General features: G+C 64.6%; 13 protein-coding genes. 3 read left to right on the top strand and 10 right to left on the bottom strand.

The annotated features are described in order from the left end of the window. The 4 genes from RJQ10_RS03025 to RJQ10_RS03010 form a co-directional block, all read right to left on the bottom strand. Positions 1-883 (bottom strand): hypothetical protein (locus RJQ10_RS03025; RefSeq protein WP_350143506.1); only part of this gene is annotated, 883 nt, incomplete at its 3' end. 23 nt (positions 884-906) lie between these two features. Beyond that, on the bottom strand, positions 907-1,719 hold the full coding sequence (locus RJQ10_RS03020) for a CbbQ/NirQ/NorQ/GpvN family protein (protein WP_350143504.1): 813 nt from the start codon (positions 1,717-1,719) through the stop codon (positions 907-909). Between the two features lie 2 nt (positions 1,720-1,721). After that, positions 1,722-3,065 (bottom strand): cbb3-type cytochrome c oxidase subunit I, encoded by a 1,344-nt coding sequence (locus tag RJQ10_RS03015; RefSeq protein ID WP_350143502.1) that lies wholly within the window; start codon positions 3,063-3,065, stop codon positions 1,722-1,724. A 48-nt stretch (positions 3,066-3,113) separates the two neighbouring features. After that, positions 3,114-3,566 carry a c-type cytochrome gene (locus tag RJQ10_RS03010; RefSeq protein ID WP_350143500.1) on the bottom strand — a complete coding sequence of 151 codons (453 nt, stop codon included), beginning with the start codon at positions 3,564-3,566 and terminating at the stop codon, positions 3,114-3,116. Between the two features lie 385 nt (positions 3,567-3,951). Between RJQ10_RS03010 and RJQ10_RS03005 the strand changes: the two genes are divergently transcribed. Then, positions 3,952-4,404, top strand: coding sequence for an RrF2 family transcriptional regulator (locus tag RJQ10_RS03005; protein ID WP_350143498.1), 453 nt, complete (start codon positions 3,952-3,954; stop codon positions 4,402-4,404). A gap of 98 nt (positions 4,405-4,502) precedes the next feature. Continuing rightward, positions 4,503-5,384, top strand: a complete 882-nt coding sequence (locus RJQ10_RS03000) for a hemerythrin domain-containing protein (protein WP_350143496.1) — start codon at positions 4,503-4,505, stop codon at positions 5,382-5,384. On the opposite strand, the gene RJQ10_RS02995 is transcribed toward RJQ10_RS03000, so the two are convergent. Further along, positions 5,376-6,125 carry a GGDEF domain-containing protein gene (locus RJQ10_RS02995; RefSeq protein WP_350143494.1) on the bottom strand — a complete coding sequence of 250 codons (750 nt, stop codon included), beginning with the start codon at positions 6,123-6,125 and terminating at the stop codon, positions 5,376-5,378. The two genes, RJQ10_RS03000 and RJQ10_RS02995, sit on opposite strands and share 9 nt — an antisense overlap. Positions 6,126-6,154: 29 nt before the next feature. After that, positions 6,155-6,610, bottom strand: a complete 456-nt coding sequence (mscL, locus tag RJQ10_RS02990) for a large conductance mechanosensitive channel protein MscL (protein ID WP_350143492.1) — start codon at positions 6,608-6,610, stop codon at positions 6,155-6,157. Between the two features lie 175 nt (positions 6,611-6,785). On the opposite strand from mscL, the gene RJQ10_RS02985 reads away from it, so the two are divergent. Then, entirely contained in the window at positions 6,786-8,402 is a 1,617-nt protein-coding gene (locus RJQ10_RS02985) for a succinylglutamate desuccinylase/aspartoacylase family protein (protein WP_350143490.1), read from the top strand. Here the strand turns inward: RJQ10_RS02985 and RJQ10_RS02980 are convergent. The 4 genes from RJQ10_RS02980 to RJQ10_RS02965 form a co-directional block, all read right to left on the bottom strand. Beyond that, positions 8,399-9,595 carry an MFS transporter gene (locus RJQ10_RS02980; protein ID WP_350143488.1) on the bottom strand — a complete coding sequence of 399 codons (1,197 nt, stop codon included), beginning with the start codon at positions 9,593-9,595 and terminating at the stop codon, positions 8,399-8,401. The two genes, RJQ10_RS02985 and RJQ10_RS02980, sit on opposite strands and share 4 nt — an antisense overlap. Positions 9,596-9,675: 80 nt before the next feature. Continuing rightward, positions 9,676-10,929: an HlyD family type I secretion periplasmic adaptor subunit gene (locus RJQ10_RS02975; RefSeq protein ID WP_350143486.1), complete on the bottom strand. Its 1,254-nt coding sequence runs from the start codon at positions 10,927-10,929 to the stop codon at positions 9,676-9,678. Then, positions 10,926-12,662: a type I secretion system permease/ATPase gene (locus RJQ10_RS02970; protein ID WP_350143484.1), complete on the bottom strand. Its 1,737-nt coding sequence runs from the start codon at positions 12,660-12,662 to the stop codon at positions 10,926-10,928. Before RJQ10_RS02970 ends, RJQ10_RS02975 begins: the two co-directional genes overlap by 4 nt. A 50-nt stretch (positions 12,663-12,712) precedes the next feature. After that, positions 12,713-14,256, bottom strand: a 1,544-nt coding sequence (locus tag RJQ10_RS02965) for a calcium-binding protein (protein ID WP_350143482.1), incomplete at its 5' end; no start/stop codon positions are given.

The following is a 14,256-nucleotide window of genomic DNA, read 5'->3' as shown; positions in this document are numbered from 1 at the left end:
TCTCGGCAAAGGACAGCATTTTTTCGAAGCGATTGAAAATCAGCGAGTCATCGCGCTCCGCCTGATCCTGGTGGCGGCGGCTGGCCTTGCGCTTGCCGCCGCCACTGTCGCCGCTGGCGGGAGCCTGATCCTGTTCTTCTTCCCCCTCCGCCGCGATGGCGCGGGTACCGAGGCTGAAGCTGGTGGCCCACAGGGGCACCGGCAGCGGCGGCCGATAGCCCCTGGGCGCCTGTACACCCGCCACCGGCACCGACGGGCTGGACACCAGCAGCACCAGCTGCGCTGCCAGGTCGGGCTGCTCGCCGGGATCGCCCAGGGCGTGGCGGATAACAAACTCCAGCGCCCGTTCCGTGACCGGCAGCGGGCGCCGCGGGCGAATTGCCAGCAGGGCCTCACAGAGGCGCCGGTAACGACTGCGAAAACCGGGCAGTTCGCTGCAGACCCGCTGCACCGCCAGCAGGGCCGCGCGCAGCGCCAGCAGATCGGCCTGTAGCGGGTCGGCTGTGGCCTCGACCGGCTCCAGCGCCGCGGCATGGGCCGCCAGCCAGAAATAGAGTTCGCGGTTCAGGCTGCGCTCGGGAAACAGTCCGATGACAGGGGGAAGCAGCAGCGACTCCTCGTCGATGCGGGCCTGGTCCAGCCGCTCCCGGTCGAAGCCCAGCCGCTGCCGCAGGCGCAGCCGGTGACCCGACTCGCGGGCCGCTATGGCGCCGAGCGCGGCACTGCTTTCGCCGCCGGCAGCGCGAAAAAAGACGGCCAGGACCGGCGCAAGCTCCTCCAGGCTGACCGCGGCGTCGGCGTGGTGGGGCCAGGAGTCAGCGGCGGACGCCCAGCGATGCCAATAGCGCCCGACCAGCTCTTCCAGTTCAAGCAGGTGCAGCATGGAATTACCCCCCGACCGCTGCTTCAGTCGCCACCAAAGGCCATGGTAACAACCTCCAGCAGGGCCTCCTGCACATCGGGCTCGTCACTCAGCGGCTCCACCAGGGTGGCGCGAGCGGCCTGCATGACCGGCAAGCCAGCGGCGATCAGAGTGGCACAGTAGATCAGCAGCCGGGTGGAGACCCCCTCCTCGAGATCCTGCCCCTTCAGCGCCCGCAGGCGGCGTGCGAGGCTCACCAAAGTCCGGCAACGCTCCGGCGCCAGGCCACTCTCCCTGGCCACGATCGCCACCTCCTGTTCGGTGGGCGGGAAATCGAAGGTACTGGAGACAAAACGCTGCCGGGTGCTGGGTTTCAGGGACTTGAGTACATTCTGGTAGCCCGGGTTGTAGGACACCACCAACATGAATTCCGGCGGCGCCTGCAGCAGTTCACCGGTGCGCTCCAGCGGCAGCAGGCGGCGGTCATCGGTGAGGGGATGCAGGATCACGGTCACGTCCTTGCGCGCCTCCACCACTTCGTCCAGATAGCAGATACCACCTTCGCGCACGGCACGAGTGAGCGGGCCATCGACCCAGCGGGTTTCCCCCTCCAGCAGCAGGAAGCGACCGGTGAGATCCGCGGCGGTAAGATCGTCGTGGCAGGAAATGGTAAACAGGGGCCGCCCCAGCCGGGCCGCCATATGAGCCACGAAGCGGGTCTTGCCGCAGCCGGTCGGCCCCTTCAGCAGCAGCGGCAGGCCGTGGCGCCAGGCGTGCTCGAACAGTGCGCATTCGTCGCCCACCGGCTCGTAATACGGCAACTCCCCCGCTTGCTCCGGAATCGCAGCGGCCTTCACTGTCAGGCTGCCGTCAGCGCGGTATCGCCCTCGGGCAACTCTTCGCGGGCGGGCCCGAACACCGCATACAGAAACAGTACCGCGGCGATCGCAACGACCATGCCTGCCCCCAGACGCATGTAGTAGAACAATACCAGCTGTTGCTGCACCTCCATATAGTTGAGGCCCATCACCCGCTGCAGATGGGTCTGCACCACGCCCGCGAACGTCAGGGTAAAGGTCATGAAGCACATGGCCGAGGTCATCAGCCAGAAACTCCACATGTTGAGAATCTGATTAAAGGGCTGCAAACGACGCAACTGGGGCATGGCGTAGGTAATGACACCGAGCACCATCATCACAAAGGCGCCGTAGAAGGCGAGGTGCCCGTGGGCCGCCGTCACCTGGGTCCCGTGAGTGTAGTAGTTGACCCAATGCAGGGTGTGCATGAAGCCCCAGACGCCGGCCCCGAAAAAGGCCACCGTGGCGCTGCCCAGGGTCCAGAGCATGGCGCTCTTGTTGGGGTGGTTGCGACGGCCCTTCCAGAACATGTAAAACGCAAACATCACCATGGCGAAGAACGGCGCCACTTCCAGGGTGGAGAAGAAACGGCCGACATGCTGCCAGTACACGGGTGCGCCGATCCAGTAGTAGTGGTGGCCGGTGCCCAGCAGGCCCGAAAACAGCGCCAGGCCGATGATGACGTACAGCCACTTTTCGATGATCTCGCGATCCACCCCGGTGAGTTTGATCAACAGGTAGGCGAGCAGGGACGCCATGATGAGCTCCCACACACCCTCGACCCAGACATGCACGATCCACCACCAGTAAAGCTTGTCTACCGCCAGGTTGGCCGGGTTGTAGAAGGCGAACAGCCAGAAGATCGCCGCCAGCCAGAGCCCCAGCATGAGGATGGTATTGATCGCCGTCTTGCGCCCCTTGAGCAGGGTCATGCTGGTGTTGTAGAGGAACATCAGGAAAGAAACGGTTATCAGGATCTTGGACCACAGTGGCTGCTCCAGGAATTCCCGCCCCTCGTGTATCCCGAACTGGTAGCTGATCAGGGCCCCGGCACCTGCCAGGGCGAAGATCGCCAGCTGTACGTAGGCAATCAGCGGGCTGTGAATCTCTGTCTCCGCCTCTTCCGGCAACAGGAAGTAGGTGCAGCCCATAAAGCCCATCAGCAACCAGACGATGAGAAGGTTGGTGTGGCTCATGCGCATGATATGAAACGGCACCAGCTCCACCATGAACTCCGGCAGGACGTAGACCATGGCGGCAAGAATGCCGAAGGTCACCTGCAGCGCGAACAGCGCCATGGCGACCGCGAAGAAGGGTAATGCCACTCGCTGGGTTTCGTATTTCATTGTTGTGTCCTCTGCCTGCATGCTCGCCCGGGGTCCTGGATCATTGCCTCAACCCACCGGGTGCGGCGGCCAGCCCTGGGTATCAATGGAGTCCGCCCAGCGGAAGAAATCCACCAGGTTATCCAGCTCTTCCTCGGTCATTTCGAAATGGGGCATCTGCCGGCGCCCCGGCACGTTCAGGGGCTGGGCCCTGATCCAGCCCTTGATACCGGCGCGCGCTGCGTCGGGGTTGTCGCGGCCGCCGTAGCGGGTCCAGACATTGCCCAGTTCCGGGGCAAAGTACGCCCCTTCACCTATCAGCGTGTGGCAATTGATACAGCTATGCTTCTCCCACACGTGCTTGCCGGCGGCGACGGAGTCCGTAAGCCCCTCCCTGTCGGTGGAGACATTCACCATGTACCAGTGGCTGTGCGCGGTCAGTGCAGCGAAGACCAGGAAGAAAAACAGCGATCCGCCGAAAAAGATATTGCGTGCCGCTGACCGTGTGAGCGAGTCCATCATGGTAGATCCCCCTCCTGGCGTTGCATTTCCCGCAATGAGAAATCGCTGCCAGAGTCGTTGTTTTAAACATGCATTTGAAATGCTTTTTCGGGATTCTCACACCGATGTCCCGCTGGCGTCAACCGCGGCCCGAGCATCGACTGGTGGATTCGCCACTCGACCCGGGCTATCGGGCGAAAAGCTGATCCATATCAACCCGAAACGGGAGCCGCAGGGGCGATGATGTGCCTGGAGGCGCTGCAGCGGCAGAGGGTTGCGTTGTTCTCAGTCGGGTGTTGCCGCTAGAATGCGGCCGCTCGAAGTACGCCCCCGAGGCGATATCGCCCACCACGCCCCCTGCCCAGCACCGCCGATGGCAATTACCCGCTTCAGTACAGGCTGAAAGATGCGCTTGACCCAATATACGGACTACGCTCTCCGTACCCTGATTTACCTAGCGGTCGGGGCCGGGAGCCGCCATACCATCCGCGATGTGGCGGAGGCCTATGGCATCTCGCGACACCACCTGACCAAGGTAGTCCAGCACCTGCACCACCACGGCTTCGTGGATGCGACCCGCGGCAAGGGCGGCGGTCTGACCCTGGCCCGACCCGCCAGTGCGATTGTGGTGGGCGATGTGTTCCGCAAGATGGAGACCTCCAGCGCCCTGGTGGAATGCTTCGAGCCCGCTGGCGACTGTGCCATCCAGGGCAACTGCGGCCTGGCGCGGGCTCTGCGCGAAGCCTTGAATGCATTCACCACCACATTGGATGGCTATACCCTGGAGGACCTGGTCGACAAGCGCCAGCACCAGCTCCGGACAATCCTCCGCATTCCCCTGGTGACGCTTGATGAGTGAGGATCGCCGGAATTGGCCATGAGACAAATCAATGCATGGGGACAACGGAATGCGCTAGTCTGTCCATGGGTTATGGTCAATGAAGCCGGAGAGCGCAGATGAAAGACACGCATGCGAAACCACCGCTCATCGCCACTTTGCTGGCAGAACATGTGCACCTGTCCAGGATCACGGAGCTGATGGCCGCGCAGCTGGATGCGCTTGCCAATGGCGCGGCAGCCGACAGCCATGTGCTCTACGAAACCATGTCCTATATGGTGAATTGGGCGGATCGCTACCACCATCCCCGTGAAGACCTGATCTACGGGCGCGCAGCGGAGCTGGACCGACAGCTGGCCGATGATGTCGACAGCCTGCAGCGCCAACACGATGCCATGGCGGGCAAGGCGCAGGCACTGCAGCAGTTGATCGCCGAGTGGCGCCACGGCGGCATCGATAGCGAATCCGTGGTCATCGCCGGCCGCAGCTATATCGACCACAGCCTGGCCCACATGCGCAGCGAGGAAGAACTGGTATTTCCCCGGATTGAATCCGTGCTGACCGCAGCGGACTGGCGCGAGCTGGAGCTGGACGATCGCCTGCGCCCCGCCAGCGATCCGGTATTCGGACCGAGAATCGACCGGGAGTTCAGGAACCTGAGGCGCAAGTTGCGCCGCGGCGCGCGGCGCCGCATTGAAGAGGGCGTGCTGGCGGAGTGGACTGGCCTGGAAGCGGTGCTGGAATCCCTGGAGATACTCGGCAGCGCCAATCACAGTGCGGCGCAGGCGACAACCGAAGCCCTGCGTACATCGCTGGGTGAGTCGCTGCGCATCCTGCGCGAAACACCGCTGACCGCCGCCCCGCGCTGTGTCATCAACAACACCCGTGTCGCCGGGCGCTGGCTGGAGACAGTGGCCGGTATCGCCAGGGACGCAGCGGCGGACCTGTCGCGCATCAGCCGTGAACGGCGCCGGCAACTGGAAAAACTGAAGTCAGCCTGAGGCAGATACGGGCCCGACTTGCCGCTGCCGGTCGGGCGCAGGCTCGGCCAGCGCAACGCAGTTGCGACCCGCCTCCTTGGCCCGGTAAAGGGCCGTGTCCGCTTCGTGGTAGAAAGCCTCCGCCGACATGTCGGCAACATACTCCGCCACCCCAATGCTGCAACGGACCAGCGGCGGCGGTTGCAACCCCGGGAACTGGAGTGCGGCAACCTGTTGACGCAGGCGTTCGATAATAACAGCACCGGCCTGCAGGGACGTCATCGGCAGCAGCACACCGAACTCCTCACCGCCAAGGCGGCCAACGCTATCCGAGCGCCGCAAGCGCGACTGCATGGCCGCAGCAATAGCCACCAGCACCTCGTCACCGGCGGTGTGGCCGTAGGTATCGTTGACATCCTTGAAATGATCCACATCCAGCACGGCGAGACACAGCGGCTGCCCGTACCGGGACGCCATCGCCGTATTGCTCTCCAGCAGCTCGAAGAAGTGACGCCGGTTGGGAATCAGAGTGAGATGGTCAGTGCGCGACTCCTGCCGCAGCAGCGCCGTCAGCCTGCGCTGGCGGCGATACAGAACCAGCACAATCACCAGGGTGAAAGCCATCATTGCCAGCATCACGGAGAGAGTCGTCTCCGTGACGGAGGCACCCAGCAATTGCTGGGCCACCGCCATTGGAGTGAACAGTGTGAGCAGCGGCACCGACCAGAGTGGCGCACCGCGGGCGGGGCCGCGCCCTGCCACCTTACCGGCCTCCCCAGCGCAAGTCGCGGTCAGGCAGGGGCCAGCTCGGAAGTGCAGTGGGCACAGCGGGTCGCCTTGATCGGAATGCGCGACAGGCAGTGCGGGCACTCTTTGTCGGTGGGCGCCGCGGCCGGAGCTTCCTCCTCGCGCTTCATGCGATTGAGCCCACGAATCAGCAGAAACACGGCAAAGGCCACTATCAGGAAACTGATGACGGCGTTGATAAACAGGCCGTAGCTGACGGTGACAGCGCCGGCGGACTGGGCGCTGGCAAGTGTGGCATAGGGGCCCGCAACCGCCCCCTCTTTCAGGGTGATAAACAGGTCGGAAAAATCCACGCCTCCCAGCAGCAGGCCGATCGGCGGCATCATGACGTCGTTCACCAGGCTTTTCACTATGGTCCCGAACGCACCACCAATGATTATCCCCACGGCCATGTCGACGACATTGCCGCGCATCGCAAATTCCTTGAATTCCTTTAGCATAGTCAATTCCCCAGATAATTATCGGATTCGTCAGTTCCGGGCCGGCATGCGCGGACCACTGACACATTCCTAATCTTGCACTGCAAAGCCCGAAACGCAAGGACATTGTCGATCCCACCCTGATCGGGCCGCCAATTCTGCTAGAATGGCCACCTACCCCAACAGGAAGCCCGTTTTGCAGCGTGCCACTCACAGTATTTCCCGCAGGGCCTGCACAGCGGGACGACTCGTTACCCTGGCACTCTGGTCACTGCTTCTGGCCCCGGTGTCGGTGCAGGGAGAGGAAACGGCCGCGCAGGCCGGGCCCGCGGCCGCAGCTGGAACCGGCGTTGAACCGGACGCCGCAGCGGCGCCCGGCCTGGAGCAAGCGCCGGAGCCAGTACCAGAACCAGAGCCAGTACCAGAACCAGTAACAGAACCGGAGCCGGAACCAGAGCCGCCGCCGGAAACGGACGCGCTGCCCGAACCGGGGCAGGAACCGGATGCAGCCGTGGCAGCGGAGACCAGAGCGCAGGATGTGGTCGCGGAAGCAGAGGAAGAAGAGGCTGGCCAGGCGGAGCTGCCAAAGGCCCGCAACATGCCGCTGGACGAGCCGATCACCTCTGTCGCCACTCCGGAACCCGCCGCGGTCCGGGAACCGCAGGTCGGCCGCAACCTGGTGCTGCTGGGTACCGAAGTGCCACCCAGAACGTCGACCCGGCTGTCCTGGGCGCCCACCCAATCCTTCGAAGGTATTTACATCGCCACTCCGGTGCTCGTGGTCAACGGGGTCGAACCCGGCCCCACCCTGTGCCTTACTGCGGCCATGCACGGCGACGAACTCAACGGGATCGAAACCGTTCGCCGGGTGCTCTACAACCTGGACCCCGGCAAACTCAAGGGCGCGGTAATCGGCGTGCCCATCGTCAACCTGCAGGGTTTCCACGCTGGCTCGCGCTACCTCAGCGACCGCCGCGATCTCAACCGCTACTTCCCGGGCGACCCGGACGGCAGCTCGGCCTCGCGCCTGGCCTACTCATTTTTTCACGAGGTCATCGCCCACTGCAGTGCCCTGGTCGACCTGCACACCGGCTCGTTCTATCGCACCAACCTGCCGCAGCTGCGAGGCGACCTGCGCGACCCCAAAGTGCTGGCGCTGACCAAGGGCTTCGGCTCCACCGTGGTGGTGCACAGTGAGGGCACTTCGGGCACCCTGCGGCGCTCCTCGGTCGAAGCCGGCATTCCCGCGGTTACCATGGAAGCGGGAGGCCCCTCGGTCCTCGACGAGGAAAGCGTCAGTCACAGTGTGAAAGGTGTCCGCACCCTGCTGAACCACCTCGGCATGACCGCCCGCTTCAGCCTCTGGGGCGACCCCGAGCCGGTGTACTACAATTCGGTCTGGCAGCGGGCGCCGGTGGGCGGCATTGTTTTCAGCCGCGTCACGCTGGGGCAAACCGTGAAGAAAGGCGATGTACTGGGTACCGTCACCAATCCCATCACCAACGTCCGCACCCGGATCATCTCGAGTTACAACGGCCGCATTATTGGCATGGCACTGAACCAGGTGGTCCAGCCGGGCTTCGCCACTCACCATATCGGCATCGCCGCGGGCAAGGGCAAGGTCAGCGCACCGGCCGCTGTCGCCGCCGACCAGGGTGCTGCCGACGAGTCTGCAGCGAGCCGGGACAGTGGTGACAATGGCTCCCGGGAGCAGACTGCAGCCGGGGCATCCACCACCCTGGTGGTCGAGGAGAGCCACACCCAGCCGCTGGAGGAGCCCGAAGATGAAGACAGCGAGCTGGCCGAAGACTAGCCTCGCCGGTCGCGGGTGACAAACTGCCCGTTTTCATCGACATCCAGCAACAGGCGCCGCCCTGCCAGCAGTGCAAGGCCAATGGACACCGCCACCACCGCCGTCAGGGCAATCCAGATTCCGGTCAGGGATACATTGAGCTGCAGCATGACGCCCACCCCCAGCGGGCCCAGCGCAGCCAGACAGTAACCTATGCCCTGGGTCATCCCGGATAGCTCGCCGGCCACCGCCGGCGTGGCGCTGCGCAGCACCAGCAACGCCATCGCCAGACTAAAACAACCGCCCAGGCCCAGCCCCAGCGCGACCACTCCCGGCCAGCGCAGCGCGGGCGGTCCCTGCAGCAGACAAGAGAATCCCACGCCGATCAGCAGCCGCAAAACAACCAGTGCCGGGCGCTGATCGCGGCCCAGGCGCGCCAGCCAGGGTGCGGCCAGAGCCGCGAACAACTGCACAAACACCGAAGCACCGACCAAAAACCCGGCCTCGGCTTCACCCGCGCCGCGCCGCTGCAGCAATAACGGCAGCCAGCCGAATACAATATAGGCCAGCGATGACTGCGATCCCATCAGCAGGGTGACCTGCCAGGCCAGAGGTGAACGCAACAGGCCCCGCCCGGGCTTTACCTGCCGCCGCGCGACCCGGTCGGGAATCGGATGAGGCGCGCTCAGCCGCCAGCACACCAGGGCCACCAGCGCCAGCAGCGACCAGCTGGCCAGGCTGCGCTGCCAGCTACCCAACCACTCGGCCAGGGGAATGCTCAGGCCGGCTCCCAGAGCGCCACCCAGACACAGTGCCATGGTGTACACCCCGGTCATCAGGTCCGCACCCCGGGGCAGATCGCGCTTGACCAGCACCGGCAACACCGTGCCGGCAATGCCGATCGCCGCACCCACCAGGGCCGTGCCTGCAAACAGGGGCCAGACACTGGCGCTCGCGCGCAGCGCCAGCGCGACAGCCAGCAGCAACAGGGACAGCGACAGGGTGCGTTCGATACCGATACGCCGGGACAGCCAGGGCGCCAACGGTGCAAACAGGCCGAGACACAGCACCGGCAAGGTGGTCAGGGCGCCGATTGCGACTGCCGGCAATCCCGTCTCCGCCTGCACTCTGGCGAGCAGCGGGGCCAGGGAGGACAGTGCCGGCCGCAGGTTCAGGCCCACCAGCACCAGCAACACGATCAGGCCGGCGCGCACGACCGCTGCTCCCCCACTGACATATCGGCCTAATCCTCGATCAGGGAACGTGCGATCACGTTGCTGGCAGGCTGCAACAGTTACTGCAGCGGGGTACGCGTGCCGGTGCTGAGCCGCACCTCCGCGGGCATGCCCGGCAGCAGGCGCACATGGGGCATCCGCGCCAGGCTCTCGGGATCCACTTCCACTTGCGCCAGAAAGTAGGGCTCGCCCCCTGAGTCCCGCACCAGGCGGTCGGCGGAGATAGTGCTGATGGTGCCCTCGGCAACCAGGGTGGTGGCACTCTTGAAAGCGCTGAAGCGGATCCGGGCGCGGTCGCCGGTCCGAACCCGGTCGATATCCAGCGGCGATATCTCCGCATCGATCACCAGCTGCAACTGCTGCGGGACGATATCCATCAACGGCGTACCCGGCCGCACTACCCCGCCCACCGTGTGCACCGCGAGACCCAGCACGACGCCGCTGACCGGCGCCCGGATGATACTCCGGGACAGCCGGTCCTCCAGCGCCCGCAGGCGTTCACCGAGGTCGTAGAGGCGGGCCTGCACGGTCTCCAGCTCGTCCACAATCTCTGTCTGCCGGTGCCGGTCCAGCTGGATCATCTGCAGGCGGGTCTCACCGATGCGGATGTCGTTCCCGGATATACGCGACAGCGCCTCGGCATTCTCGCCCACCAGGCTGGCCTGCTCGCGCTCCAGTTCAGTCAGGCGCTGCTTGCCGGTGAACCCCTGCTCCTGCAAGCGCCGCAGGTCGCGAATCTCGGTTGCGAAGGATTCCAGCAGACGCGCGTTACTGGTGCGCACCGCCCGAATCCCCTCGTTCTGGGAGTTGAGCTGGTCAATACGCTGCTCCAGCACCTCGCGCTCCCCCGCGGTGGCCTCGCGGCGGGCTTTGAATACCGCGTTCTGGCTGGCGATCGCCGCATCGACACGGGAATCCTCCTGTAAGCCCTGGAACTCGCCTGGATAGACCACCGCATCCAGATTGTCCCGCTCTGCCAGCAAGCGGGCCTCAAGGGCCTGAAGGCTGACGTACTGGCCCCGCAGCATGGAGCGCTCCGCCTCGAGCTGGGTGCTGTCCAGGCGTACCAGCGGGTCACCGGCTTGCACGCTGCTGCCCTCGGCCACCAGAATCTCCTCCACGATCCCGCCCTCCAGGTGCTGCAGGGTCTTGCGGGAATCCTTCACCGTCACCACGCCCGGCGCCAGTGCCGCACTCTCCAGCGGCGCCAGGGCGGCCCAGCCACCAAAAACGCCGAAGGTGAGCACAACCACGAGGGTGCCCAGCAGCCGGTAGCGACGGTCGGAGCTGTCCGGGGCCGCGATCGTGGTCATACCGTATCCGACCCCGGCGCCATCGCCGGTCGCTGGGCCAGCGCCTGCTTGCGCCCCGCCTCCATTCGCTGCAGCACCTCCGCCTTGGGCCCATAAGCGACGATCGCGCCCTCGCGCATCACCAGCAACTTGTCGACCGCCGCGAGGATGGTGTTGCGGTGGGAAATGACAATGATGGTCGCGCCGCGCTGTTTCTCCGCCCGCAGCGCGGTGATCAGCGCTCGTTCGCCCTCGTCGTCAAGATTGGAATTGGGTTCGTCCAGCACCAGCAGCTGGGGGCCGCCGTACAGCGCGCGGGCGAGGGCGAGGCGCTGGCGCTGGCCGGCCGAGAGGGCGCTGCCGGCATCGCCAATCTCCATGTCGTAGCCCAGCGGCAGGCGCAGGATCGCCTCATGCACACTGGCCAGCCTGGCCGCCGCCACCACGCGACCGGGGTCCACCTCGCCGAAGCGGGCAATATTGGCGCTCACGGTACCGGCAAACAGCTCCACATCCTGAGGCAGGTAGCCAATATGGGGGCCGAGTTCAGCCCGGTCCCAGCTGAATACCTCGGCGCCGTCCAGGCGCATCTTGCCCGAGCTGGTCGGCCAGATACCGAGGATGGCGCGCACCAGCGAGGTCTTGCCCGATGCGCTGGGGCCGATAATGGCCACGGCGTCGCCCCGGTCAATGCGGAAGCTGGCGTTGCGCACCACCGTGAAACGCTTGCCGGGCGGCGCCAGGGAGACATTCTCCGCCGTGACGACCCCCTCGGGTGCGGGCAGCGACATCCGCTCGCGACGCGGCGGAATACGCTCCAGCGCCGCCTGCAGGCGCCGGTACTGCAAACGCGCCTGCACCCACTGCCGCCAGCCGCCGATCAGCATATCCACCGGCGCCAGAGCCCTGCCGAGGAGGATGGACCCCGCTATCATGACCCCCGGCGTCACCCGCTGATCGATCACCAGCCAGGCGCCGAGCCCCAGTACCATGGACTGCACCGCCAGCCGGAAAACACGGGAGACAGCGCTCAGCACACTGCTCCGGCCAGCTGCCCGGGCGTGGCTGCCCAGCAGGCGGAAGTGGCGCTGCTGCCAGTGGCGACGGATGTCCGCCAGCATGCCCATGGACTCCACCACTTCGGCATTGCGCAGGTTCCTGGCGACAAAGGCATTGCTGTCCGCGGTCGCCTCGCTGACCTCCTCCAGGGGCTGGCGGCTGATCCTCGCATTGAGCAGGGCCAGCCCCATCAGCACCGCCGCGGAGAGCAATCCCACCAGCCCGAACAGCGGGTGCAGCAGATACATCACCAACAGGTAGACTGGCAGCCAGGGGACATCGAACAGGGCGGTGGGACCGGGGCCGGCAACGTACTGGCGCAGTCCGGACAGGTCTGCCAGCGCTTGCCCCTGGGCCTCGCGGCCGCCGCTGTAGAGCGCCTCGCGAAAGGCCACATCGAACACCCGGTCATCCAGCGCCAGCTCCAGCCTCAGGCCCAGGCGCAACAATATCTGGGCCCGCACCCACTCCAGGGCGCCGATGGTCAGGAACAGGAACAGAATGACGAGGGTGAGCATCAGCAGTGTCGGCAGACTGCCGCTGGTGATGACGCGGTCGTACACCTGCAGCATGTAGATGGCCGGCGCCAGCAGCAGCAGGTTGATGCAGAGGCTGAACACCGCCAGTGCCAGCAGCGAGGGGCGGCACTTTGCCAGTGCCTGGTACAGCTCCGAGCCCGGGCGAGAGGTGCTCACATCAGGCTGATGCCAGGCTGGATTCTGCCGACCGAGACCGTCACTTGTCCCTACACCACCAGGAAGTCATCGTTAAGCCAGAAGTCATACTGGCTCTCATCGAACATGAATATCCCGGTGCCGCCGTCCAACCCAAGGGGATTGTACAAGTCAGTCACGTCATCGAGCCCGTCGCTACCAAGAAAGTCCAGCCGCACAAAAAACGCCATGTCGGTGCCGAGGTCAAAACCACCGTTGCGGTCGGCATCGATATAGGCGAAAAACTCCTCGCCGTCAGTATTCGTATACTCGACATGCATGGCGCGGTAAACCGGGTTGTCGGGATCACGGTCGTCAAAAAAGAAGTTGCTGGTGTCCTCTGTGGACCCCTGGAGCAAGCGGTCGAGAAGGTAGTCAAAGTCCGCATTGCTGAACAGGATATCCTCCACTGCGACCTCGGAGCCCGCCACTGTCGTGGCAGCGCCCTGGGCATCGAGGATCTCGCGCGTATCCGCACCGCCATCCTCGACGACAAAGTCGGTGAGCCCCAGGGCAGTGAGATCAAACTTGTCCTGGCCGCCGATAGGTCCCTCGGGCGGATCAACGTTGAACTTCACGGGCTGGATTCTGAGAAATTCGAATATATCGTAACTCGCGCCCTGGGACTGGTCGGCCGAGCGATACACAAGCTCGAAGGCGCCATCAAAGGAGTCGTCCTGACTGGGGTTGAAAACTGTTTGATCGAGGTATTGCCGGTCCTGGATGGGCGGCGTCGACTGCTCCACCATGTAGATGGCGCTGGCCAGGCCCATATCACCAAGGACATCCTCGACAGTGAAGAATTCGAACTCCGAGTTGAAGTTGATGGAGAAACTCAACAGCGACTCCCCGAGATTGCCGGTCTGCTGCTCTACGTCCAGGCTCAGCGAGCCCGATTGCGGGTCCAGCATCACATCATCCAGGGCCAGGGCCAGCAGGTCCTGGGTCGGGTCGAAATCCATCAATCGGTTGGTACCCAGCTCACCATCCGATACGTCGCTGCCGGTATTCACCGCAGACCCACCATCTTCGAGGCTGACGGGGATGTCGTAATTGTTGGCAAACACAAACCGGTCGCCGTCGGCACCCCCTGTCAGCTCATGATTGCCACTGCTCCCGAACAGGATGTCATTCCCCGCGCCGGCATCCAGCGTGCTGGTACCAGAGTCAAAGCTCTCACCACCGAACAGAATATCATTGCCTGCACCGCCCAGCAGGGTGTCGTTGCCAAAACCGCCGAACAGCTCGTCGTTCCCCGCTCCGGCGTCGAGCAGGTTATCGCCGTCCTCGCCAAACAGGCTGTCGGCCCCATCGCCCCCCAGCAGGACAGCGTCACCGGTGCCGCCAAACAGCACATCCCGTCCCGACCCGCCGGTGACATGGGCGTTGTCATCGCCGCCCGAAAAGGTGTTGTTACCTTCGCCCAGCACATAGGTGTTGCTGCCATTGTAGGGTTGCCCCGACGGGTTCGGCGACACATATCCATACAGGGTGGTATCGCCGTCATTGCCGATAATGGTGTAACCGGAAGGGTTCTGAGCAGTATCACCGGGCGCAATGGCGTCGAGGTAGACCT

Origin of the sequence: Haliea sp. (assembly GCF_040222615.1) — a bacterium.
In the GTDB taxonomy this organism is placed as follows: Bacteria; Pseudomonadota; Gammaproteobacteria; order Pseudomonadales; family Halieaceae; genus Haliea.
Note: the sequence above shows the minus strand (reverse complement) of the source record. Positions and strands in the feature narration are given on the sequence as shown.

Coding starts and splice junctions, on each gene's coding strand:
- RJQ10_RS03015 (WP_350143502.1), bottom strand. CDS start 3,065: ATGAAATACGAAACCCAGCGAGTGGCATTACCCTTCTTCGCGGTCGCC.
- RJQ10_RS03010 (WP_350143500.1), bottom strand. CDS start 3,566: ATGATGGACTCGCTCACACGGTCAGCGGCACGCAATATCTTTTTCGGC.
- RJQ10_RS03005 (WP_350143498.1), top strand. CDS start 3,952: ATGCGCTTGACCCAATATACGGACTACGCTCTCCGTACCCTGATTTAC.
- RJQ10_RS03000 (WP_350143496.1), top strand. CDS start 4,503: ATGAAAGACACGCATGCGAAACCACCGCTCATCGCCACTTTGCTGGCA.
- mscL (WP_350143492.1), bottom strand. CDS start 6,610: ATGCTAAAGGAATTCAAGGAATTTGCGATGCGCGGCAATGTCGTCGAC.
- RJQ10_RS02975 (WP_350143486.1), bottom strand. CDS start 10,929: ATGACCACGATCGCGGCCCCGGACAGCTCCGACCGTCGCTACCGGCTG.